We start from the raw sequence: 24078 nt of genomic DNA on the forward strand, positions 1-24078 counted from the left end.
GAAGAGCGGCGCAGGGGAATTAACTGAACAGAGAGTAGAAAATAGCGGAGATAGCGATCAGGCCCATAATCACAACGAAGACGTTGCTGATATGGCCGCTGTACTTACGCATTGCCGGTACTTTCTGGATGGCATACATCGGCATCAGGAACAGAATCATCGCGATGATTGGGCCACCCAGGGTCTCAATCATACCGAGGATGCTCGGGTTCAGTGTCGCCACAATCCAGGTGGTTACCAGCATGAACAGTGCAGTGATTTTGTTCAGTTTGTTGATTTCGATGGATTTGCCTTTGCCGCGCAGAGACTTAATCACCATCCCGTTGAAGCCTTCACGTGCGCCCAGGTAGTGGCCGAGGAAGGATTTGGTGATAGCGATAATCGCGATGATCGGTGCCATCCAGGCAATAATCGGCGCGTTAAAGTGGTTCGCCAGGTAAGACAGAATCGAGATGTTCTGCTCTTTTGCTGCTGCCAGGTCCGCCGGGGTCAGGCTGAATACACAGCTGAAGACGAAGAACATAACGGTCAGTACCATCATGATGTGAGCGAATGCCAGAATCTTGGAGCATTTCTTCTCAGCTTCATCACCGTACTCTTCACGCTTCGCCACGGCGAAGGAGGAGATGATCGGGGAGTGGTTGAAGGAGAACACCATTACCGGAATCGCCAGCCACAGGGTCAACAGCAGGCCGTTCCCGGTGGTTGCCGCAGAGTCAAAAGACATGGTTTCCAGAATCGCACCGCTCCACTGAGGGATCAGATACAGCGCCAGCAGCATCAGAGCCGCAACGAACGGGAATACCAGGATGCTCATCGCCTTAACGATCATCTGCTCACCGAAGCGCACGATGGTCATCATGCCGACAATCAGGATCAGAGACAGGATTGCACGCGGCGGAGGAGTAATCGCCAGCTGATGGGTCAGGAAGCTTTCAACGGTATTGGTGATTGCTACGCTGTAAACCAACAGAATCGGGTAGATAGCGAAGAAGTAGAGCAGGGTAATCAGTTTACCTGCGCCAACGCCGAAGTGTTCTTCTACAACTTCGGTGATGTCTTCACCCGGATTTTTACCGGACAGCACAAAGCGAGTCAGACCGCGGTGTGCAAAGAAGGTCATTGGGAAGGCAAGGATCGCCATGATGATCAGCGGGATCATACCGCCTACGCCTGCGTTGATCGGCAGGAACAATACACCCGCGCCAATCGCCGTGCCGTAAAGGCCCAGCATCCACATGGTGTCTGTCTTGCGCCATGCGCTGCGGGTCTGGCCCGTAACGATAGTGCTGGTTTGAGTGTTTTCCATCTATTTCTCCTGGAGGAAGCTTAAAAAGCCGGGTTTGAGGTCAATCCAATGAGAAAGTACCCGGCTGTAAATCGAAATTCGTTGAGCGATTTTTATATAATTTTTCGCCGTAATAATTTTCGGGCGGAAAGATACATTTTAGTAATGAATGTATCAGTGATCGGGATCCCAAATGCAATAATCCACCTTTTATGTGGATAAATTTGGGCCATTAATCTGTTAAAAAATAGTCAAAGCGAATTTACGGGCGCGAAGGCTAACATTAACGACATATCTCATGAAAGCGAAGGCGCGAAGATAGGCGTGTTCAGCTGTAAAAACTGTTGTTTTTAGATGATTTCGGCGACTAATAATAATTTACTAAGATAAATCACGGTTGGTTTTTCAAGGTAATCGTTTGCGTGGCACGCTGTTTTTAATGAATCATCACTGGTATTTATGTGATTGTCAGGGCTATGTGACTGGTATCACTAAAAAAAGCCGGGAGGCGCATGCGCCAAACCCGGCTTTGGTATGGACAAAACTGTCACCGCTATAGTGCTGCTAGCGGGTGTAGAAGGTTAGGCGCAGATCTCGTAACAAGGGATATACGCAGTGCCCGGTAACTTCATACGATGTTGTGCAACAAAGCCCTGCAGGAGATCGTCCATACGGCGCATCATTTCGCGGTCACCGTGGATTTTGTACGGGCCAAACTCTTCAATAGCGCGGATGCCGACTTCCTTCACGTTACCAGCCACAATACCGGAGAATGCGCGACGTAGATCGGCCGCCAGTACTTCAACGGGTTGATCCGGGTACAGCTTCAGGTTGGCCATGTTTTCATGGGACGGTTCGAACGGCATCTGCAGATCGGGCGCGATACGAATCGACCAGTTAAAGCTGTAAGCATCACCTGTGTCGCGACGGTTTTCTTTCACCAGCGGCATCGCTTTTTTCATCAGACGCGCCACTTCCGCTGCATCGTCAATGATAATGCGATAGTGGCGACGCGCATCTTCCCCCAGCGTGTGCACGATAAATTCGTCCAGCACGCGGAAGTAATCCGCACTCTCTTTTGGTCCGGTCAGGATCAGTGGTAGTACCTGATCTTTGTTGGCCGGATTCATCAGGATCCCCAGCAGATACAGCAGCTCTTCTGCTGTCCCTACGCCACCCGGGAAGATGATAATACCGTGGGCGATACGCACGAACGCTTCCAGACGTTTTTCAATGTCCGGCATGATGATCAGTTCGTTTACCAGCGGGTTAGGCGGTTCAGCGGCGATGATTGACGGTTCGGTCATGCCAATAAAGCGGCTGTCTTTGTATCGCTGCTGGGCGTGGCCTACCGCAGCGCCTTTCATTGGCGCTTCCATCGCCCCTGGACCGCAGCCGGTACAGATGTTCAGTTCGCGCAGGCCCAACTGGGTGCCGACGCGACGGGCGTACAGGTACTCATTTTCGTTGATTGAGTGACCGCCCCAGCAGACGACCATGTTCGGCGCTTCACCGACGTGCAGCGCCCGGGCATTACGCAGGATCGAGAATACCAGGTTGGTGATATGGACCGAGCTTTCGAGATCCAGATGCTGAAAACGACCGGCGTTATGGATCTGGCCATTGACGAACAGAATGTCGCGCAGCACGGCAAACAGGTTAGCCTGTAGCGCACGAATAATGCGTCCATCAACAAACGCATCTTCAGGTGGGTTGATCAGTTCCAGCTTCACGCCCCGTTCGCGGCGCAGTACGTTAATATCGAAACTTTCAAAGCGTGACAGCAGTTCTTTACTGTTGTCGGTCAAACTGCCGGAGTTCAGAACGGCAAGCGAACAGTTACGAAACAGTTGATACAGGTCGCTGCTGGCCGTGCGTTTAAGCATATCGACTTCCAGCTGCGACAACATGTCCATTGAGCCAAGCGGGCTAATATGTGTAATCAAGTAAACTCCTTATGGGACGCAACACGTCATTCCCTGTGATTACAATAGCCCTGGCTTATGACCTTTCACAACCTTGTGCGCGGAATCCGACACGCAAAATTGAGAAAAAAGATTACTGACGCACCAGACGACCGGTTGCCGGAGTGAAATCGGTGTTGGTGCGCCATGGGTTAATGTCCAGGCCACCACGTCGCGTGTAGCGTGCGTAAACGCTCAGTTTCTCCGGCTGGCAGAAGCGCAGAATGTCATTGAAAATGCGTTCCACACACTGCTCGTGAAATTCATTATGGTGGCGGAAGGAGACCAGATAACGCAGCAGCTTCTCCCTGTCGATTTTCCGTCCGCGATACTGAATTTGTATGGAGCCCCAGTCGGGCTGATGGGTAATCAGACAGTTGGATTTCAGTAGATGACTGACCAGTGTCTCTTCCACTGCCTTTTCACCGCTCACGGCATTTTCCAGATACGCAGTGCTGAACTGGTAGTTATCGATGACGATATCCTGATTGTCGATACAGGTGCCGTTAAAGTGGGCTATCGGCTGCCCTTCCAGTTCGTCAAGGCGGTACAGCGCCACGCTGACATCGCCCTGAGCGCAGGCGCGAAGATCGTTTTCCAGTGTCTGACGTACCGCATCCCAGGAATCAAAACGCGTCTGATTAAAACTGTTCAGGTAAAGCTTAAAGCTTTTCGATTCAATCAGATTTACGCTGGTGTAATCCAGTTCCACGTGACCGACTGCGACCTGCGGTAAGCCGTTGGTATTCAGCCACGACAGTTCATACAGCGTCCAGATATCTGCACCGTGAAAAGGCAGGGTATCGGCCTTTAAATCCAGCGGATCGCGGTTCAGGCTGCGCGGAACACCCTGCAACAGACTTGCATCGTAATTGTCTCGGTAATCCGTTGATTTACCTAGAGTCAGGCCGTCAAGCGCCTGATGATTTTCATAAGAGGACATGTTTCACCGTCATAAACCAGATACACTATGCGACAAGTGTATCCTGGCTTTTGTGAAGAGAGAAATCAGTGGACGAATTGACAGCGCAGGCGTTGGTAGCCTTTACGACGCGTTATTGCGACGCATGGCATGAAAAAAACAACAGTTGGCCACTCAGTGAAGAGCTGTATGGCGTACCTTCTCCGTGCATCATTTCTTCCACAGACGATGCGGTATTTTGGCAGCCTCAACCTTTTGTCGGCGAAAAAAACCTCAATGCGGTTGAACGGGCATTTGATATTGTGATACAACCTGCCGTTCACGCTTTTTACACCACCCAGTTTGCCGGGGATATGCACGCGCAGTTTGCGGATGAAAAGCTGACGCTGCTGCAGACCTGGAGTGAAGATGACTTCAGGCGCGTTCAGGAAAACCTGATTGGTCACTTGGTTACGCAAAAGCGACTTAAGCTTTCGCCTACGCTTTTTATTGCCACACAAGATAATGAGCTTGACGTCATTTCGGTGTGCAATCTGTCCGGTGAAGTGTGCAAAGAAACGCTGGGAACCCGTAAACGAACGGTGCTGGCGGCCTCACTTGCGGAATTCCTCACTCAACTTAAGCCAGTTCTGTAATCCTGTTTGCCCTGAATCTTGTGAGAGATCTCTTACAAACCCTGTAGGACATTGCCAGGTGATAAGTAAAGACTTAATGAATTAATAAAATAATAATTTATTATTATTCAATTGGTTAGTCTTTTATTGTCAACTTTCATACGAAAATAATCGTAAGGGTAAGCCTGTAAGCATCTTGTAAGACAAAGCGAAACAGGCGATTCTATATCTGTCGACAAGGAGTCGCACAACGAAGAGAACATCAGGATGATGGCTCTTCACTTGGACACACCAGGATGGTGTTGCAAGGACAGGCTTCAGGACGAAGCAAAGAGGAAGACGCTGGATGCGTTAAAGGACACCTCCAGGACGGAGAATGAGAGCCGGTCAGGATGTTCGGCGGGTCAGGATGGCCAGGATACTTCAGGATGAAGTTTTCACATCGGGGTGATGTGAGCAGGATGCAAAAGTTCAGGATGAACAAGGTCGCAAGATCACAGGAAAAGTTGTCACGGATGAGCAGGGAGCACTAAAAGTAGCTGGAATGCTGCGAAACGAACCGGGAGCACTGTTTTTTTTACAGTGCTCCCTTTTTTTATTTCCTTCCACTAGTGCTATTCTTCGCGCCAGATTTTTCATCATTGAGGTTTATTTCATGACGACTCATGACCGTGTGCGCCAGCAGTTACACGCACTTGAAGCGCTACTGCGTGAACATAATCACTGGCGGATGGATGAGCCAGCAGAGCATCTGTTTACCAGTACGCAGCCTTTTTGTATGGATACCATGGAGCCGGTCGAGTGGCTGCAGTGGGTGTTGATTCCCCGCATGCATACGCTACTCGATAACGCGCAGCCGCTTCCGCAGGCTTTTGCCGTTGCACCGTATTACGAAATGGCGCTAGCAGCCGATCATCCGCAACGCGACATTCTCCTGGCGGCATTGCAGGAGCTGGATGCGCTGTTTACCAGTGATAACGCCTGATGCTGGAAATTCTTTATCAGGACGAATGGCTGGTTGCCGTCAATAAACCTTCGGGCTGGTTGGTTCACCGCAGTTGGCTCGACCGGGATGAGAAAGTGGTGGTGATGCAAACGGTGCGAGACCAAATTGGTCAGCACGTTTTTACCGCCCATCGACTCGACAGACCAACCTCCGGTGTGCTGCTGATGGGACTGTCCAGCGAAGCCGGGCGTTTGTTGTCTCAGCAGTTTGAACATCATCAAATTCAGAAACGCTATCATGCGATTGTGCGTGGCTGGCTGATGGATGATACCGTGCTGGATTACCCGTTGGTCGAAGAGCTGGATAAGATTGCCGATAAGTTTGCCCGCGATGATAAAGGCCCGCAGCCTGCCGTCACCCATTATCGCGGCCTGGCAACGGTAGAAATGCCGGTAGCGACCGGACGTTATCCGACCACCCGTTACGGGCTGGTGGAGCTGGATCCTAAAACCGGTCGGAAACACCAGCTCAGGCGCCATCTGGCCCACTTACGCCATCCGATAATTGGCGACAGCAAGCACGGTGATTTACGGCAAAACCGCAGCGCCGCAGAGCATTTTGGCTGTCAGCGGTTGATGCTGCATGCCAGCCAGCTTGCGCTGACGCATCCATTCACCGGTGAGCCGCTGGTTATTCGCGCCGGGCTGGATGACGTCTGGATGCAGGCATTGTCACAATTTGGCTGGCGTGGACTTCTCCCTGAGAATGAAAGGGTTGAGTTCGTCGAGCGGTCAGGTCAGGATGAGCAGATAGATTCTTAAGTCCCAGGAGATTACGGTTATGGCGGAAATTGGAATTTTTGTCGGCACGATGTACGGAAACGCACTGCTGGTTGCTGAAGAGGCCGAGGCCATTTTGACGGCACAGGGTCATAAAGCCACGGTGTTTGAAGATCCGGAGCTCAGCGACTGGCAGGCATATCAGGATAAATATGTGCTGGTGGTGACCTCAACGACCGGGCAGGGCGATCTGCCCGATAGCATTGTGCCGCTGTTTCAGGGGATCAAAGATAATCTCGGTTTCCAGCCAAATCTGCATTATGGGGTAATTGCGCTGGGCGACAGCAGCTACGTTAATTTCTGCAATGGTGGCAAACAGTTTGATGCGCTGTTACAGGAGCAAAGCGCACAGCGCGTGGGTGAAATGTTGCTGATTGACGCCAGCGAACATCCTGAACCAGAAAGCGAATCCAACCCCTGGGTAGAAAACTGGGGAACCTTGCTCAAATAATCTCTCGCCCGGCGGCGATTTGCTAGCACGGGCCTGTAACAAATGATGGACATGGAGAGAACAATCTGATTATAAATAAGGAAAAATTGCTTTAATTTATCTGTATTATAAATACAATCGCATGGTTTTATTTGTAACCCGAATTTATATAAATTAAATTCGGGTTTTTTATTATTTATGAGATCAAAAGCACAAACAAGTAACCCAGTCATCATGTTTTAATAAAAAGCAGACTCAAACAACTGAGAGTTATGAATGAATTAATGAGATGAATAAATGAGATAAAATGATAATAACGGAAATTATTAAGCTAAGGAGGGGAACTTGTTTACTTTATATAACACTCGGGATTTTAGCCAAAGTGCCAGATTAGAGGTCTTTGAAAAAATAGTGTCACCTAAAGAAGGTCTTAGGTTAGCAAGGATATATTATGAACTTGATGATAATAAAAATCAGCGCTCAGCTATAGTTGGCCTGCCACAGAGAAAATGGAATGTAAACCGATATTCTTCCGTTGCGTATGAAAGACCCCCCATTGGTAGATGTAATCCCATTTATGATGAGATACAACACAAATTATATGTGGGCGGGATAATAGCGATTGATTGTGGTGAGCATTGGTCCTGGGACAGAAATCCTTTTTATTTTGATGAGGACGGAGAGTTAGTTTATGAACCATTTATGCCCGATATATTCGACAGCATCTTCGAAGAGAGCGTAAGGAGAGCTTATCAGGAAACGCTCGACAGGGAGCAGGGGAGAAAACCCAGACCTACTCAAAAGATTGAGTATGGCGCACCAGGTTATATTGCACCCACACTAAAACCTCTTACCGTAGTACCAGGGCCTTCATGTCCGGTTGAAGAGGATAAATCGTCCCGTGAACCTGTAGATGCGGGATTTTGCGTACTGCCCTATGAGGCCACACCGTCATCTTTCGAATCCAGGTTTTTTATTAATCCTCCGGATGGTACACGTGAGTTATATCACAAGCTCAATCCAGATATAAAAAAACAACCGGGTTCAATTCTGCTTGTAGTTGATCCTGAAAAGCAAGATCAGCAACAGATTGAAACATTGCAAAAAGCGCGTGATAGAATTGATAAAGCGCTTGCACCATTAACACTGCCAGAAGCCCGTGTGTTACACGAAAACAGAGCTTCCGTGGATATTTTTTCTTCACAACTATACAGTGATGCTTTAGGACAAAGTGGGGATATCTTAGGTTACATAAAGGATGCTGGTGGTGGATATTATGAAGAAATAAATAAAACACTCAATGAAATACAGGAGCTTTATAAGAAAACATATAGTAGTAATTCTGGTCGTATTTCTGGAGAGGAGTTTTTTGGTCAACGAGAACGGCTATTTAAAAAATTAGACGGTATTTTGAATAAATTCTCAAAAGAACGGCTAAATTTAAAACAATATGAAGATATAAAGCAGGCATTAGGTTTATCAACCAAATCGATTATGCATAAGTGGGATCAAACAGGTGTAAAGGATATTGAGGGGTATGCAAGCTACATAGAAACATCAGCGAAACTGATAAAAATAATGAGAACAACAGGCTATATAGGTATTGGTCTTGATTTTACGAGTTATACCACTAACGTTTATGAGGCTTGCGCAAAAGGACGTGAAAGCGAATGTAGAAAGGCAGCGATAACGGAGTACAGTAAATTTGGTGGTAAACAAGCAGTGGGTATTACTGTGGGAGGTGTCGCTGGACCAGCAGCAAGAGCAGTTTGCATGTGGGCTTTGGGTCTTCTCACATCAGAGATTGGTGCAGTTGGAGCGGGGTTGTGCCTGGCAACTGGAATCAGTACAGGAATTGTAGCGGGAAAAGTAGCCGAGAAAGAAGGTGAAGGATGGGGGGGATTCTTAGGAGAAGCTATTAATGATGTTATTGAAAATAATCCAGATAAATTAACCCATTATCCCGATACGTTTAATGAAGAATCAGGTCTATTAATTTATGAAAAACTTTTTGATAGAAAATTACCATGATTTAAAATTTTTATTAATAATAGCTATTATGTTTGGATTTGTTATCTTGATTTTTATTTCATATGTGATTAATAAATGCAATTATGAACAAATAGTAAAATTATATGAGAAGAAATTTGATCGTCTACCGCAAACAGCACGTATGGCAAAGGGGGCAAGTTTAATTAGTTCGCCGGCTGCATATCATGCGAAAATTGGGTTTATAATGGGTAGTCTCATATTTCCATATAATCGCATTACAAATAATGATATGAGTGTCGAAGGGTATAATTTTATCCGGAGTTTACCTGGTTATCTGATTACAGGATTTAGGGTGGAAGCGGTTGTTTGGTTCATATTGATTATCTTAATATCTTGCTTGATTTTCATGGAGAATATAGTGTAAAAATAAAGAAGGGATTCTTGTAGAGTTCCTTCTTTACTTTTATTTCAATTCGCCATGTATTTAATCAACAATCCAGGTGTACCAAAACTGCTACACATTATCTGGCTATGATCTACCCTACTGCAGGGCTTCGTCAATGTCTTTGGCGACTTCGGTATAAACTAGGGAACCTTGCTTAAATAATCTCTCGCCTGGTGGTGTTTTGCTTGTACGGACCTGTAACAAATGATGGACATGAAGTGATCAATAAGGAAAATTTGCTTTAATTTATCTGTATTATAAATATAATTGCATGGTCTTATTTGTAACACTAATTTATAAAAATTAAATTCTGGTTTTTTATCATTTATGAGATCAAAAGCACAAACAAATAACCCAGTTATCATGTTTTAATAAAAAACAGGCTCAAAAAACTGGATTTTGTGAATGAATTAATGAGATGAATAAGTGAGATAAAAGAAGGCATTAGGTTTATCAACCAAATCGATTATGCATAACTGGGATCAAACAGGTGTAAAGGATATTGAGGGGTATGCAAGCTACATAGAAACATCAGCGAAACTGATAAAAATAATGAGAACAACAGGCTATATAGGTATTGGTCTTGATTTTACGAGTTATACCACTAACGTTTATGAGGCTTGCGCAAAAGGACGTGAAAGCGAATGTAGAAAGGCAGCAATAACGGAGTACAGTAAATTCGGCCTCAAACAAACAGCAAGTATTGCTGGCGGAGCTGCCAGGGGAATTATGGGAAGAGCCGCTTGTACATGGGTTTTGGGATTGATTACATCAGAAGCTGGAGGTATTGGCGCAAGTGTATGTCTGGTAAGTGGCATTGCTTCAAGTATTGCAGGAGGTATATATTTTGAAAAAGTGGGTGAGAAACTAGGTGATAGGTTTGGTGGATTAGTGAATGACGAACTTGATAATTCAGAATTCAAACTATATGACCCAGATTCATTTAATGAAGCAGCAGGTATTCTAATATATGAAAAAGTTTTTAACAGATAATCTAGATGTCATTAATATTAGACTTGGCATAATGCTGGTTATTATAACGTTGATTTTAATACTTATGTCTTATGTGATAAATGATGAGAAGTATAAAAAAATAGTAATATTATACGAGGGCAAACTTGGTCGTCTTCCTATCACTGCAAGTTTGGCGAGAACAGCAAGTTTAATTGGTACTCCCGGTATCTACTTTGCAAAGATAGATTTCATTATGTCTAGTCTGATTTTTCCCTATAATAGGGTTTTTAATAATGATATGAGTATTGAGGCATATCATTTTATTCGTTCCTTACCCAAAGAGTTAACCACGGGGTTTAAAGTTGAAGCGGCGTTCTGGTTTGTTGAATTTATTGTTCTGGCTTTTTTGGCGATCCTTTATTATTTTTTCTGAGAAACTGAATGTTAATAGTGGCTCGAATAAACTAGAGTCCTTTTTTATTTCAATGCTCCATATTCCTGAACAACAATCTCATCATAAGTAGTGGCAGGTGATAACCCACTAAAAAAATTTGAGTTCACGTTAGGAGTTGGCGCGCAATCTAAGAGATCAGCTTCCCAAACTGTTAGTCATCATAAGCAGTAGCGCTTTAAACCCAGATGGGTACCGCCGGTTAGATGTTGCCGCCACGCGGCAACAAAACGCCCACCAAACGCCAATTTCGTGAAGCATCTTCCATTCCATTAGGCTTATGCCATAAACAACCTCATTCACCTCTCGCAATGTTGTGTTTTTGCACGGTGAGGGTAAGTGGCACTCCTTCATATACTTTTCCCGTCAGTTCCCGAAAAGGCAGCGAGTCAGAATAAAACGGCCCTGAGCTGTACCAAAACTGCCACACACTAACCTCTCATTCTGATCACCCTACAGGTGCTGTACAGAATGAACTGGCGACAGCCAAGATTCAGGAGTGCAACAATGAGTTCATTAAGTCAGGCGGCGAGCAGCGCGGAAAAACGCACTAACGCTCGCTACTGGATAGTGGTGATGTTGTTTATCGTCACATCCTTCAACTACGGCGATCGCGCCACCTTATCCATTGCCGGTTCGGAGATGGCCAAAGACATTGGTCTGGATGCGGTAGGGATGGGTTATGTATTCTCCGCTTTCTCATGGGCCTATGTTATCGGCCAGATCCCTGGCGGCTGGTTGCTCGACCGCTTCGGTTCAAAACGTGTTTATTTCTGGTCCATCTTTATTTGGTCCATGTTTACCCTGCTGCAGGGCTTCGTCGATATCTTTAGCGGCTTCGGCATTATCGTTGCGCTGTTTACGTTGCGATTCCTTGTCGGTTTAGCTGAAGCACCTTCCTTCCCCGGCAATAGTCGTATAGTTGCGGCATGGTTCCCGGCACAGGAGAGGGGCACGGCGGTCGCAATCTTTAACTCTGCGCAGTACTTTGCCACCGTTATTTTTGCGCCAATCATGGGGTGGCTGACCCACGAAGTGGGCTGGTCGCATGTGTTCTTCTTTATGGGCGGCCTCGGGATTGTTATCAGCTTTATCTGGCTGAAGGTGATTCATGAACCAAACCAGCACCCGGGCGTAAACCAAAAAGAGCTGGAGTACATTGCTGAAGGCGGGGCGCTGATCAATATGGATCAGGCGGCCGCCAAAGCTAAAGTGCCGTTCAGCGTGAAGTGGGGGCAAATCAAACAGCTGCTGGGCTCACGGATGATGATCGGTATTTACATCGGGCAATACTGCATTAACGCGCTGACCTACTTCTTTATCACCTGGTTCCCGGTTTATCTGGTGCAGGCTCGCGGTATGTCGATTTTGAAAGCAGGTTTTGTCGCTTCGGTCCCGGCCATTTGCGGATTCGCCGGCGGCGTGCTCGGCGGCATTATTTCCGACTGGCTGATGCGCCGTACCGGTTCGCTAAATATCGCCCGTAAAACGCCAATCGTACTCGGCATGCTGCTGTCGATGGTGATGGTGTTCTGTAACTACGTCAACGTGGAGTGGATGATCATCGGCTTTATGGCGCTGGCCTTCTTCGGCAAAGGTATCGGTGCGTTGGGATGGGCGGTGATGGCTGATACTGCACCTAAAGAGATCAGCGGTCTGAGCGGCGGTTTGTTCAACATGTTTGGCAACATCTCCGGCATCGTCACGCCAATTGCTATCGGCTACATCGTAGGGACCACCGGCTCGTTTAACGGCGCGTTGATTTACGTCGGGGTGCATGCGTTGATTGCGGTGGTGAGCTATCTGGTACTGGTGGGGGATATTAAACGTATCGAACTGAAACCTGTCGCAGGACAATGATGATGACAACACAATCGAGTCCCGTTATTACCGATATGAAGGTCATCCCGGTGGCCGGTCATGACAGCATGCTGCTCAATATTGGCGGTGCGCACAATGCATATTTCACCCGCAATATTGTGGTTCTTACCGATAACGGCGGCAATACCGGCGTCGGTGAAGCGCCGGGCGGCGAAGTGATTTATCAGACGCTGGTTGACGCTATCCCGATGGTATTGGGTCAGGAGGTTGCGCGCCTGAATAAGGTGGTACAGCAGGTGCATAAAGGCAACCAGGCCGCTGATTTTGACACCTTCGGCAAAGGTGCCTGGACCTTTGAACTGCGGGTCAATGCGGTAGCGGCGCTGGAAGCGGCGCTGCTCGACCTGCTGGGTAAGGCGCTGAACGTGCCGGTTTGTGAACTGTTAGGGCCGGGCAAGCAGCGCGATGCGGTCACCGTACTCGGCTATCTGTTCTACGTGGGCGATCGCACAAAGACCGATTTACCGTATCTGGAAAGCACGCCGGGAAACCATGAGTGGTATCACCTGCGTCACCAGCAAGCGATGAACAGTGAGGCGGTGGTACGTCTGGCTCAGGCTTCGCAGGATCGCTACGGCTTTAAAGATTTCAAACTCAAAGGTGGTGTACTGCCTGGCGAGCAGGAAATCGACACCGCTCGTGCGCTGAAAAAATGCTTCCCGGATGCGCGTATTACGGTTGATCCCAACGGTGCCTGGTTGCTGGATGAAGCCATCTCCCTGTGTAAAGGGCTGAACGATGTTCTGACCTACGCCGAAGATCCATGCGGCGCTGAACAGGGTTTTTCTGGCCGCGAAGTGATGGCCGAGTTCCGCCGTGCAACCGGTCTACCGGTAGCAACGAACATGATAGCCACCAACTGGCGTGAAATGGGCCATGCGGTGATGCTGAACTCAGTAGATATTCCGCTGGCCGATCCGCACTTCTGGACCCTTTCCGGCGCGGTACGCGTGGCACAGTTATGCGATGACTGGGGCCTGACCTGGGGCTGCCATTCTAACAATCATTTTGATATTTCGCTGGCGATGTTCACCCACGTTGGCGCCGCTGCGCCGGGCAACCCGACGGCTATCGACACCCACTGGATCTGGCAGGAGGGCGATTGCCGTCTGACCAAAAATCCGCTGGAGATTAAGAACGGGAAAATTGCTGTTCCTGACGCGCCTGGACTGGGCGTAGAGCTGGACTGGGATCAGGTTAACAAGGCTCATGAAGCCTACAAGAGACTGCCCGGCGGCGCGCGTAATGACGCAGGCCCAATGCAGTATCTGATCCCCGGATGGACTTTTGACCGTAAACGTCCCGTTTTCGGCCGCCACTAATTTTGAATAAGGACTTAATTATGAGCGCACAATTTTCTACCCCATTGGTTACCTCTATGCAGGTTATTCCGGTTGCGGGTCATGACAGTATGCTGATGAACCTGAGCGGCGCACATGCTCCATTCTTCACGCGCAATATTGTGATTATTAAAGATAACTCCGGTCATACCGGCGTGGGTGAAATTCCCGGCGGAGAAAAAATCCGCAAAACGCTGGAAGATGCGATCCCGCTGGTGGTAGGCAAAACGTTAGGTGAATACAAAAACGTGCTGAATGCGGTACGCAATACTTTTGCCGATCGTGATGCGGGCGGTCGCGGTTTGCAGACGTTTGATTTACGTACCACTATTCATGTGGTTACTGGGATCGAAGCGGCCATGTTGGATCTGTTAGGTCAGCATCTGGGCGTAAACGTCGCCTCTCTGCTGGGTGATGGACAGCAGCGTAGCGAAGTTGAAATGTTGGGTTACCTGTTCTTTGTCGGTAACCGTAAGGCAACGCCGCTGCCGTACCAGAGTCAGCCGGATGAGAAGTGCGACTGGTATCGTCTGCGTCATGAAGAGGCGATGACCCCGGATGCGGTAGTGCGCCTGGCGGAAGCTGCGTATGAGAAGTATGGTTTCAACGACTTTAAACTGAAAGGCGGCGTGCTGGCCGGGGAAGAGGAAGCGGAATCTATCGTTGCGCTGGCGAAGCGTTTCCCGCAGGCCCGCGTCACGCTGGATCCGAACGGCGCGTGGTCACTAAATGAAGCGATTAAGATCGGCAAATATCTGAAGGGTTCTCTGGCCTATGCGGAAGATCCGTGTGGCGCCGAGCAGGGCTTCTCTGGTCGTGAAGTGATGGCGGAATTCCGCCGCGCTACCGGTCTGCCGACCGCCACCAACATGATCGCCACCGACTGGCGTCAGATGGGGCATACGCTGTCGCTGCAGTCCGTGGATATCCCACTGGCGGACCCGCACTTCTGGACCATGCAGGGTTCTGTCCGCGTGGCGCAAATGTGCCATGAGTTTGGGTTGACCTGGGGATCGCACTCTAACAACCACTTTGATATTTCGCTGGCGATGTTTACGCATGTCGCGGCAGCGGCTCCGGGCAAAATTACCGCGATTGACACCCACTGGATCTGGCAGGAAGGTAATCAACGCCTGACCAAAGAGCCATTTGAAATCAAAGGCGGCATGGTGCAGGTTCCGGCAAAACCGGGTCTGGGCGTGGAGCTGGATATGGATCAGGTCATGAAAGCGCATGAGCTGTACCAGCAACATGGACTGGGGGCGCGTGATGATGCGATGGGAATGCAGTATCTGATCCCGAACTGGACGTTTGATAATAAGCGTCCGTGCATGGTACGCTAAGTGAACTGGGACCGCTCCCATTGAGGGGCGGTTTTTATCCTGGTATATGCTTAACACAGTCAACATGCGTAAGGATGCTTTATGAAAATAGTAATCGCACCGGATTCCTATAAGGAAAGTTTGAGTGCGCTTGAAGTGGCAACGGCTATTGAGCAGGGGTTTCGTGAGATCTGGCCTGATGCGGATTACGTGAAGATTCCGGTTGCAGATGGCGGTGAAGGAACGGTCGAAGCGATGGTTGCCGCAACGCAAGGTCACCTTGTGCATGTTGATGTTACCGGCCCTTTGGGCAACACAATTCAGGCATTTTATGGTTTATCCGGTGATGAGCGCTCGGCGTTTATCGAAATGGCGGCCGCCAGCGGACTGGAACAGGTTCCTGCGGGGTTACGCGATCCGCTGAAAACGACATCCTGGGGAACCGGGGAGTTAATCCGTCATGCGTTGGACGCTGGCGTTGAGCATATCATCATTGGAATTGGCGGAAGTGCCACCAATGATGGCGGTGCCGGGATGGTGCAAGCGCTGGGAGCAAAATTGCTGGATACGCAAAATAACGATATTGCCCATGGCGGGGCTGGCCTCGAATCGCTCGCTCGGATTGATATTTCTCAGTTAGACCAGCGACTTGCTGCGTGTCGTATTGAAGTGGCTTGCGACGTGACTAATCCGTTGACCGGTGAAGAGGGCGCTTCTGCGGTTTTTGGCCCGCAAAAAGGGGCGACGCCGGAGATGATTTCCCGCCTGGATCGGGCACTCACGCACTATGCGCAACTCATTGTCCGCGATCTGGACGTCAACGTGCTGGATCTGGCCGGCGGTGGCGCCGCTGGTGGTATGGGGGCGGCGCTATATGCGTTTTGCGGCGCACAGTTGCGCTGCGGTATTGAGATAGTAACGGATGCGTTGCACCTTGACGCCTGCGTTGCGGATGCGGATTTAGTGGTAACGGGTGAAGGGCGCATTGATAGTCAGACCATTCACGGTAAGGTTCCGGTTGGCGTGGCGAAGGTCGCAAAGCGTTACAACAAACCGGTTATCGGCATTGCCGGTAGCCTGACGGCGGATGTCGGTGTGGTCCACGAGCATGGGCTGGATGCGGTTTTCAGTGTCATCTATACCATCTGTACCCTGGATGAGGCGCTAAAGAACGCGAGCGACAACGTACGAATGACGGCGCGAAACGTGGCCGCAACGCTTAAAGCCGGGCAGCAATTACGCTGAGTTGTAGGTTGGATAAGGCGGTCACGCCGCCTTCCTGCGAATATTACCCCAACAACTTCTTCGCTTCGCGCGCAACGTTGTCCATTTCATCCAGAAGCTCTAAAAACTCAGGCTCCAGCTCTTCTTCCTTGGTCCCGCTACGTAATTGCTGCTCAATAAGCTGACACAGGTTTTTCATGCGGGGAACGCCGCTATAACCGCAGCTGCCGTGCAGCTTGTGGATCATATCCACCAGCCCTTCAGGGTTTTCACCGACCAGCTGTTCTTCAATTTTGTTACGTACTTCGGGCAGAAAATCGAGCAGCATTTGCAGCATATCCCGCGCCAAATCGTTCTTACCCGCAGCTTGCCTTAATGCCAGTTGCCAGTCGAGCGTTGTATTCGGATTGACGACCGGCTCAACGGGTTCAACGGCGATCGCCCTAAGCGCTGTGCTTGCGCCGGGTTTGTAGCGTAACAGCAGATTATGCAGCTTATCTTCCTCGATAGGCTTCGCCAGGTAATCGTTCATCCCGGCGCTGAGCAGCTTCTCTTTCTGCCCGGCCATGGCGTGTGCGGTGACCGCAATGACCGGTGTCTGCTGTTGATGAGGAAGCTGGTGGATTAGTTCACAAGCGCGAATGCCGTCCATGTCTGGCATCTGAATATCCATCAGGATCAGATCAAATTGCATTTGTCTGGCGCGATCCACCGCTTGATGCCCACTGTCGCAGAGCACGACGTGCTGCACCTTATCTTCCAACAGTGCGCCAATCAGCTTGAGGTTCGCAGGGTTGTCGTCTACCGCCATAACGGTCATCGCGATTTTGCTATCGTCTAACAGCAGCGGATCCGCGCTGTGATTTAACTGACAATACTCTGTCAGCGCAGGCAGTAAGCGAGTTGAGGTGAGAGGTTTCAACAGACACGCCGCCGCGCCGCCCTGTTTTAACTTCTCGGCGTTAATCTGCGCATGGCAAGGCAGGGCCAGTAACAAAAAGTCGGTCATCGCCGCAGCGTTTGCCAGCCGCTCATGCTGCATGGTGAGCGGTTCGCGTAAAGTGACCGGAATGCCGAGCAGCAGAATATCGTAGTGATCCTTCGGCAGCCCAGAGAATGAAGGGCTGTAAATCACCTCCAACGGCGTTTCGCTCAAGATATCTAACGTGCACTGTGCGGCAGTGGCGTTCGGTTCGACGTAGGCCAGTCGTTTACCGGCCAGGCAGAGCGTGGTTGAGCGGTCAATGAGAACGTTAGGGTTAAGATCGAGGCTGATATGGAACCAGAACGTGGAACCCCGGTTCGGTTGACTATGGAAGGAGATATCCCCGCCCATTTCGTTGACCAGTTTTTGCGTAATGACCAGGCCCAGTCCGGTACCGCCGTGGCGGCGGGAAATACTGGCATCCGCCTGGCGGAAGGCCTGGAACAAGCGTGACTGATCGCGCTCAGGAATACCAATTCCGGTATCGCGGATTTGTACTTCAATCTGCACTTTCGTATTACTAAGGGCGCGCTTCTCGACCAGAATGTCGATATTGCCGCCTTCGGTAAATTTGATGGCATTGCCAACCAGATTAGTGATTACCTGCTGTAAGCGCAGCGGATCGCCGATGACGTTGTCCGGCACGTCATTCTTAATATTTAGCGTCAGCTCAAGCCCTTTATCATGGGATGAATGCGCTAACAGCGTAACGACGTCATCCAGCGTGCTGCGCAGCGGGAAGGGAATGCTTTCCAGAATCAGCTTGCCCGCCTCAAGTTTGGAGAAGTCGAGTACATCATTGATGATAGCCAGCAGATTGTTAGCCGAGCGTTCAATGGTATTCAGGTGATCGCGCTGCGTGGTGTTGAGCTCGGTTTTTAGCGTAAGACGGGTGAAGCCAATCACGCCATTCAGCGGTGTTCGCAGTTCGTGCGACATGTTAGCCAGAAACTCAGACTTAATACGCGCCGCTTCCTGGGCGCGTTTCTTCGCCAGATCCAGTTCGACGTTCTGGATTTCCATCTGCTCCAGCGTTTCACGCAGGTCAGAGGTGGCCTGATCGATGTTGTGCTGCATCTCTTCATGGTAAGCCGCAAGTGACATCGCCATCGAGTTGATACCATTTTTGAGCATATCCAGCTCGCCCAGCATGAAACCTTCCACGCGGCTGTCGAGCTGTCCTCTACGTATTCGGTCAACGGTATTCACCATATTGCGAATCGGGCCGGTTACGTCGCGCATCAGACGCCAGCCAAAAATTAACGCAATACCAATACAAAACAGCATCATTACGCTGGAGATAAAGATCTCTTTGTACTGCTGCAATCGCACGGACTTAAGATCCAGCTCAAGCGCCACATACCCCAGCATATTTTTGGTGTTTTTCGCATCGCTTACGGCGGATTCATCTGGTGAATAGCTTTCCGATATAATCGGGGTACGCAGGATCATGATATCCCCGTGCCGGGTGACGCTCAGCTTACGGGGAAACGGTGAACCTGTCGCCAACTGCATTTCAGACGGATCGAGATGAAAATTAGAGGTGACGAACAGTCGGTTATTTTCGTCATAAACAGAAATTGCCCGCACGATATCGGAATGGCGACGATGCAGCACGCTGATAAGCTGGCCGATGGATTCCCTGTTTTGCAGGTTCATGCCATATTCGCTGGAGACCGCGAGTGGTTCTATGATGCTGGCACCAGCATCTTCCAGTTGACGCTGCAAGTCGTTATAGCGATGCACAACAAAAAAGATACTGAGCAACAAACCTATCAGGACGGTCGGGGCCAGGATCAGAATCATCATGCGTGCGCGCAGGCTGTAGTTGGTCATGGAGTTCCGTTATGGGACAATTAGGGTCACACTGTTAAATAGAGAAATATCTCGTCGATGGCGCAATTCTACTCTGCAAAACGACGCGTGACGACGCGTCAGATCATAACCGTTACCGTCAATGACCTCGATCCTTTTGGTCAGGGCGTCGCTCGCCATAACGGAAAAGCGTTGTTTATACCGGAATTGCTACCCAAGGAAAGCGCCGAGGTGGTGATTACCGAAGATAAAAAACAGTTCGCCCGCGCGCAAGTAAAACGACGTTTGAACAACAGCCCTGAGCGTGAAGTGCCACGTTGCCCGCATTTTGGCGTATGCGGCGGTTGCCAGCAGCAGCATGCCAGCATCTCGTTACAGCAGCGTAGTAAAAGCGCGGCGTTGTCGCGTTTAATGAAATGTGACGTGTCGGATGTTATAGCTGATACGCCGTGGGGCTATCGTCGTCGTGCCCGATTGAGCCTGAACTATCGGCCAAAAGAACACAAATTGCAGATGGGGTTTCGCAAATCAGGCTCCAGCGACATTATCGATGTCAAACAATGCCCTGTTTTGGTGCCCCAGCTTGAAGCGTTATTGCCCCATCTCAGGGCGTGTCTGGAAAGTCTTCAAGGGTTACGCCACCTTGGACATGTTGAACTGGTGCAGGCAGGGAGCGGAACCCTGATGATTTTGCGCCACACGGCGCCATTAAGTGCAGCGGATAAAGAAAAACTGGAATGCTTTTCGCATTCTCAGGGGCTGTCTTTGTTTCTGGCCCCGCAAAGCGAGATACTGGAATCAATATCAGAAGAATCGCCCTGGTATGACTCAAATGGACTACGGTTAACCTTCAGCCCGCGCGATTTTATTCAGGTTAACGAAGGGGTAAACCAACAAATGGTGGCCCGTGCGCTGGAATGGCTCGATGTGCAACCTGAAGATCGCGTACTCGATCTGTTCTGTGGAATGGGTAATTTTACCCTGCCGCTGGCAACTCGAGCAGCAAGCGTGGTTGGCGTGGAAGGTGTTCCGGCGCTGGTTGGAAAAGGTCGGGAGAATGCGCTGAATAACGGATTACACAATGTGACATTCTTTCATGAGAACCTTGAGGAAGATGTTACCCGGCAGCCGTGGGCGAAAAACGGATTCGACAAAGTTTTGCTCGATCCTGCGCGTGCGGGGGCTGCTGGTGTGATGCAACATATTATAAAATTAGAACCTATACGCGTTGTTTATGTATCCTGTAACCCGGCAACGCTGGCTCGTGACAGCGATGCTTTGCTCAATGCGGGATATGCCATCCGGCGGCTGGCGATGCTCGATATGTTCCCGCACACTGGACACCTGGAATCAATGGTCCTGTTTGAGCGTTTGTAATGAACTTAATACCCATTGGATTTCGCCTTGTAATGCTGTGTGAAAGACAATGGGTTCGGCTTGTCGACTTCGACAGGCCATGCCCCTTAAGGAGAGGACGATGGTTGCGGTAAGAAGTGCACATTTAAATAAAGCTGGTGAGTTTGATCCCAAGAAATGGATCGCGAGTCTGGGGATCTCCAGCCAGCAGTCGTGTGAACGCTTAGCCGAAACCTGGGCGTACTGCCTCCAGCAGACACAGGGGCATCCGGATGCGGATCTGCTGCTGTGGCGTGGCGTGGAGATGGTAGAAATTCTCTCCATGTTGAGCATGGATATCGACACGCTGCGTGCAGCAATGCTGTTCCCTCTGGCTGATGCCAACGTGGTAAGTGAAGACATCCTGCGCGAGAGCGTGGGCAAATCCATTGTTCATCTTATCCACGGCGTGCGTGATATGGCGGCGATACGCCAGCTTAAAGCCACGCATACCGATTCAGTTTCTTCCGAGCAGGTCGATAACGTCCGCCGCATGCTGCTGGCAATGGTGGATGACTTTCGCTGTGTGGTCATCAAGCTGGCAGAGCGGATTGCCCATCTGCGTGAAGTGAAAGACGCGCCGGAAGATGAACGCGTTCTGGCGGCAAAAGAGTGCACCAATATCTATGCACCGCTGGCCAACCGTTTGGGAATCGGGCAATTAAAATGGGAGCTGGAAGATTATTGCTTCCGTTATCTGCACCCGGCTGAATACAAACGCATTGCCAAGCTGCTGCATGAACGTCGTATCGACAGGGAGCATTACATTGATGAGTTCGTTGGTCATTTGCGCTCAGAGATGAAAACGGAAGGCGTCAAAGCTGAAGTGTACGGGCGTCCGAAGCATATCTACAGCATCTGGCGCAAAATGCAGAAAAAGCAGTTGGCCTTCGATGAACTGTTCGATGTGCGCGCAGTGCGTATCGTGGCAGAGCGTTTACAGGACTGCTATGCCGCGCTCGGGATAGTACATACTCACTATCGCCATCTGCCGGATGAGTTTGATGACTACGTCGCGAACCCGAAACCCAACGGCTACCAGTCAATCCATACGGTTGTGCTGGGGCCGGGCGGGAAAACCATTGAAATTCAGATCCGTACCAAACAGATGCACGAAGATGCCGAACTGGGCGTCGCGGCACACTGGAAGTACAAAGAGGGCACTGCTTCAGGCGCGGCGCGCTCTGGTCATGAAGATCGCATTGCATGGCTGCGTAAGCTGATCGCCTGGCAGGAAGAGATGGCAGATTCCGGTGAAATGCTGGATGAAGTTCGTAGCCAGGTCTTTGATGATCGCGTGTACGTCTTTACACCGAAAGGCGACGTTGTGGATCTGCCTGCAGGCTCCACGCCGCTCGATTTTGCTTACCACATTCATAGTGATGTGGGGCATCGTTGCATTGGCGCGAAAATTGGTGGACGCATCGTACCGTTTACCTACCAACTACAGATGGGCGATCAAATTGAAATTATCACCCAGAAACAGCCAAACCCAAGCCGCGACTGGTTGAACCCTAACCTTGGCTACGTAACCACCAGTCGTGGGCGTTCGAAGATCCACGCCTGGTTCCGTAAACAGGACCGTGATAAGAACATTCTTGCAGGTCGCCAGATCCTCGACGATGAACTGGCGCATTTAGGCATCAGCCTGAAAGAAGCGGAAAAACATCTGCTGCCGCGCTACAGTTTCAATGAGTTGGATGAACTGCTGGCGGCGATTGGCGGAGGAGACATCCGCCTCAACCAGATGGTGAATTTCCTGCAGGCGCAGTTTAATAAGCCAAGCGCTGCCGAACAGGATGCCGCCGCGCTGAAACAGCTTCAGCAGAAAACGCACGCACCGCAGAGTCGCCGTAAAGACGACGGTCGTGTCGTGGTGGAAGGGGTAGGTAACCTGATGCACCACATCGCTCGCTGCTGCCAGCCGATTCCAGGCGATGAGATTGTCGGGTTTATTACCCAGGGACGCGGTATTTCTGTGCACCGGGCGGATTGTGAACAGCTGACTGAGCTGCGCTCCCATGCGCCGGAACGTATTGTTGATGCGGTCTGGGGCGAAAGTTACTCTGCAGGGTATTCGCTGGTGGTTCGCGTCCAGGCCAACGATCGCAGTGGCTTGTTACGTGATATCACCACGATTCTCGCCAACGAGAAGGTAAACGTGCTGGGAGTTGCCAGCCGGAGTGATACCAAACAACAGCTTGCCACCATTGATATGACCATCGAAATCTACAACCTGCAGGTGCTCGGGCGCGTGCTCGGCAAGCTGAACCAGGTACCGGATGTGATCGACGCACGTCGTCTGCACGGTAATTAATCATAATGTAGGCCGGATAACCTTGTAGGCCTGATAAGACGCGTTAGCGTTGCCATCAGGCATTGCTATGTTGCCGGATGTTGCCTTATCCGGCCTACTGTATTGAAATTTCAGGATATTCCAATGAATCAAATCAACCGACTGCTCGGTATTATGCAGCGCCTGCGCGACCCGGAGAACGGTTGTCCGTGGGACAAAGAGCAGACATTCGCCACTATTGCTCCTTACACCCTCGAAGAGACTTATGAAGTGCTGGACGCGATTGCGCGAGAAGACTTCGACGACCTGCGTGGAGAGTTGGGGGATCTGCTGTTCCAGGTGGTGTTTTACGCCCAGATGGCTCAGGAAGAAGGGCGCTTCAACTTTGATGATATCTGCGCAGCGATAAGCGATAAGCTTGAACGCCGCCACCCGCATGTTTTTGCTGACGTTTCTGCCAGTAACAGCACCGAGGTGCTTACCCGTTGGGAGCAAATCAAAACCGAAGAACGTGCTGAGAAGGCACAGCATTCCGCGCTCGACGATATTCCCCGTAGTTTACCGGCATTAATGCGCGCCCAAAAAATCCAGAAACGCTGCTCAAATGTTGGCTTCGACTGGAAAACATTAGGACCGGTTGTCGACAAGGTTTACGAAGAGATCGACGAAGTCATGTTTGAGGCGAAGCAGGCTGTTGTCGACCAGGCTAAACTGGAGGAGGAAATGGGCGATCTGCTGTTTGCCACGGTCAATATGGCCCGGCATTTAGGCACTAAAGCAGAGACTGCTTTGCAAAAAGCGAACGAGAAATTTGAGCGACGTTTTCGTGAGGTTGAGCGAATTGTGGCTGCTCGCGGTCTGGAAATGACTGGTGTTGATCTGGAAACTATGGAAGAAGTCTGGCAACAGGTAAAACGGCAGGAAATTGATCTCTAAGGGATTTCGTCGGTCAAGGGCGATTTGTGTGATTTTTTA

19 protein-coding genes are annotated in these 24078 nt (G+C 50.0%); 15 read left to right on the plus strand and 4 right to left on the minus strand.

All coding sequences use genetic code 11. From position 1 onward, the window contains the following. Positions 1-19: 19 nt before the first annotated feature. From GFB57_RS09455 to queF, 3 genes are all read right to left on the minus strand, one after another. A complete protein-coding gene (locus tag GFB57_RS09455; protein WP_003034073.1) occupies positions 20-1309 on the minus strand; it encodes an HAAAP family serine/threonine permease in 1290 nt (429 codons plus the stop codon). Positions 1310-1869: 560 nt separating this feature from the next. Next, positions 1870-3234, minus strand: a complete 1365-nt coding sequence (gene ppnN, locus GFB57_RS09460; RefSeq protein WP_003034076.1) for a nucleotide 5'-monophosphate nucleosidase PpnN — start codon at positions 3232-3234, stop codon at positions 1870-1872. Positions 3235-3346: 112 nt separating this feature from the next. After that, a complete protein-coding gene (gene queF / locus GFB57_RS09465) occupies positions 3347-4195 on the minus strand; it encodes an NADPH-dependent 7-cyano-7-deazaguanine reductase QueF (protein WP_003034084.1) in 849 nt (282 codons plus the stop codon). A 68-nt stretch (positions 4196-4263) separates the two neighbouring features. Here queF and syd point away from each other — a divergent pair, with 68 nt between their 5' ends. The 12 genes from syd (at position 4264) to GFB57_RS09525 (ending at position 16633) form a co-directional block, all read left to right on the plus strand. Continuing rightward, a complete protein-coding gene (gene syd / locus GFB57_RS09470; RefSeq protein ID WP_003034087.1) occupies positions 4264-4809 on the plus strand; it encodes a SecY-interacting protein in 546 nt (181 codons plus the stop codon). 634 nt (positions 4810-5443) lie between these two features. Then, a complete protein-coding gene (locus GFB57_RS09475; protein ID WP_003034091.1) occupies positions 5444-5773 on the plus strand; it encodes a YqcC family protein in 330 nt (109 codons plus the stop codon). Further along, complete coding sequence (gene truC / locus GFB57_RS09480) at positions 5773-6555, plus strand: tRNA pseudouridine(65) synthase TruC (protein ID WP_003034092.1); 783 nt, start codon at positions 5773-5775, stop codon at positions 6553-6555. The genes GFB57_RS09475 and truC overlap by 1 nt, the downstream gene beginning before the upstream one ends. Before the next feature lie 19 nt (positions 6556-6574). Next, positions 6575-7024: a flavodoxin gene (locus tag GFB57_RS09485; RefSeq protein ID WP_003034096.1), complete on the plus strand. Its 450-nt coding sequence runs from the start codon at positions 6575-6577 to the stop codon at positions 7022-7024. Between the two features lie 324 nt (positions 7025-7348). Beyond that, positions 7349-9034: a hypothetical protein gene (locus GFB57_RS09490; RefSeq protein ID WP_075262475.1), complete on the plus strand. Its 1686-nt coding sequence runs from the start codon at positions 7349-7351 to the stop codon at positions 9032-9034. Next, positions 9003-9419, plus strand: coding sequence for a hypothetical protein (locus tag GFB57_RS09495; protein ID WP_003035066.1), 417 nt, complete (start codon positions 9003-9005; stop codon positions 9417-9419). Before GFB57_RS09490 ends, GFB57_RS09495 begins: the two co-directional genes overlap by 32 nt. Before the next feature lie 489 nt (positions 9420-9908). Then, positions 9909-10433 (plus strand): hypothetical protein, encoded by a 525-nt coding sequence (locus tag GFB57_RS09500; protein WP_071524454.1) that lies wholly within the window; start codon positions 9909-9911, stop codon positions 10431-10433. Further along, the gene (locus GFB57_RS09505; protein ID WP_003034102.1) at positions 10411-10827 is read left to right on the plus strand and encodes a hypothetical protein; all 417 of its coding nucleotides are present in this window, start codon (positions 10411-10413) and stop codon (positions 10825-10827) included. Before GFB57_RS09500 ends, GFB57_RS09505 begins: the two co-directional genes overlap by 23 nt. Positions 10828-11352: 525 nt before the next feature. Beyond that, complete coding sequence (gene gudP / locus GFB57_RS09510) at positions 11353-12705, plus strand: galactarate/glucarate/glycerate transporter GudP (RefSeq protein ID WP_003034105.1); 1353 nt, start codon at positions 11353-11355, stop codon at positions 12703-12705. Between the two features lie 2 nt (positions 12706-12707). Beyond that, positions 12708-14048 (plus strand): enolase C-terminal domain-like protein, encoded by a 1341-nt coding sequence (locus GFB57_RS09515; protein WP_003034108.1) that lies wholly within the window; start codon positions 12708-12710, stop codon positions 14046-14048. A 20-nt stretch (positions 14049-14068) separates the two neighbouring features. Next, on the plus strand, positions 14069-15409 hold the full coding sequence (gene gudD / locus GFB57_RS09520) for a glucarate dehydratase (RefSeq protein ID WP_003034111.1): 1341 nt from the start codon (positions 14069-14071) through the stop codon (positions 15407-15409). Positions 15410-15490: 81 nt separating this feature from the next. Then, complete coding sequence (locus GFB57_RS09525) at positions 15491-16633, plus strand: glycerate kinase (RefSeq protein ID WP_003034114.1); 1143 nt, start codon at positions 15491-15493, stop codon at positions 16631-16633. A gap of 43 nt (positions 16634-16676) precedes the next feature. Here the strand turns inward: GFB57_RS09525 and barA are convergent, their stop codons facing one another. Next, the gene (gene barA / locus GFB57_RS09530; RefSeq protein ID WP_003034117.1) at positions 16677-19433 is read right to left on the minus strand and encodes a two-component sensor histidine kinase BarA; all 2757 of its coding nucleotides are present in this window, start codon (positions 19431-19433) and stop codon (positions 16677-16679) included. Between the two features lie 57 nt (positions 19434-19490). Here barA and rlmD point away from each other — a divergent pair, with 57 nt between their 5' ends. From rlmD to mazG, 3 genes are all read left to right on the plus strand, one after another. Further along, positions 19491-20789 carry a 23S rRNA (uracil(1939)-C(5))-methyltransferase RlmD gene (rlmD, locus tag GFB57_RS09535; RefSeq protein WP_003034120.1) on the plus strand — a complete coding sequence of 433 codons (1299 nt, stop codon included), beginning with the start codon at positions 19491-19493 and terminating at the stop codon, positions 20787-20789. Positions 20790-20889: 100 nt separating this feature from the next. Beyond that, entirely contained in the window at positions 20890-23124 is a 2235-nt protein-coding gene (relA, locus tag GFB57_RS09540) for a GTP diphosphokinase (RefSeq protein WP_003034123.1), read from the plus strand. Between the two features lie 123 nt (positions 23125-23247). Continuing rightward, positions 23248-24039 (plus strand): nucleoside triphosphate pyrophosphohydrolase, encoded by a 792-nt coding sequence (mazG, locus tag GFB57_RS09545; protein WP_003034125.1) that lies wholly within the window; start codon positions 23248-23250, stop codon positions 24037-24039. Positions 24040-24078 lie beyond the last annotated feature (39 nt).

Origin of the sequence: Citrobacter sp. S39, from assembly GCF_009495675.1 — a bacterium.
In the GTDB taxonomy this organism is placed as follows: Bacteria; Pseudomonadota; Gammaproteobacteria; order Enterobacterales; family Enterobacteriaceae; genus Citrobacter; species Citrobacter freundii.

Bases quoted from the DNA above. Each gene is read 5' to 3' on its own strand.
- GFB57_RS09455 (WP_003034073.1), bottom strand. From the start codon at position 1,309: ATGGAAAACACTCAAACCAGCACTATCGTTACGGGCCAGACCCGCAGC.
- queF (WP_003034084.1), bottom strand. From the start codon at position 4,195: ATGTCCTCTTATGAAAATCATCAGGCGCTTGACGGCCTGACTCTAGGT.
- GFB57_RS09475 (WP_003034091.1), top strand. From the start codon at position 5,444: ATGACGACTCATGACCGTGTGCGCCAGCAGTTACACGCACTTGAAGCG.
- truC (WP_003034092.1), top strand. From the start codon at position 5,773: ATGCTGGAAATTCTTTATCAGGACGAATGGCTGGTTGCCGTCAATAAA.
- GFB57_RS09485 (WP_003034096.1), top strand. From the start codon at position 6,575: ATGGCGGAAATTGGAATTTTTGTCGGCACGATGTACGGAAACGCACTG.
- GFB57_RS09495 (WP_003035066.1), top strand. From the start codon at position 9,003: ATGAAAAACTTTTTGATAGAAAATTACCATGATTTAAAATTTTTATTA.
- GFB57_RS09500 (WP_071524454.1), top strand. From the start codon at position 9,909: ATGCATAACTGGGATCAAACAGGTGTAAAGGATATTGAGGGGTATGCA.
- GFB57_RS09505 (WP_003034102.1), top strand. From the start codon at position 10,411: ATGAAAAAGTTTTTAACAGATAATCTAGATGTCATTAATATTAGACTT.
- gudP (WP_003034105.1), top strand. From the start codon at position 11,353: ATGAGTTCATTAAGTCAGGCGGCGAGCAGCGCGGAAAAACGCACTAAC.
- GFB57_RS09515 (WP_003034108.1), top strand. From the start codon at position 12,708: ATGACAACACAATCGAGTCCCGTTATTACCGATATGAAGGTCATCCCG.
- gudD (WP_003034111.1), top strand. From the start codon at position 14,069: ATGAGCGCACAATTTTCTACCCCATTGGTTACCTCTATGCAGGTTATT.
- GFB57_RS09525 (WP_003034114.1), top strand. From the start codon at position 15,491: ATGAAAATAGTAATCGCACCGGATTCCTATAAGGAAAGTTTGAGTGCG.
- barA (WP_003034117.1), bottom strand. From the start codon at position 19,433: ATGACCAACTACAGCCTGCGCGCACGCATGATGATTCTGATCCTGGCC.
- rlmD (WP_003034120.1), top strand. From the start codon at position 19,491: ATGGCGCAATTCTACTCTGCAAAACGACGCGTGACGACGCGTCAGATC.
- relA (WP_003034123.1), top strand. From the start codon at position 20,890: ATGGTTGCGGTAAGAAGTGCACATTTAAATAAAGCTGGTGAGTTTGAT.
- mazG (WP_003034125.1), top strand. From the start codon at position 23,248: ATGAATCAAATCAACCGACTGCTCGGTATTATGCAGCGCCTGCGCGAC.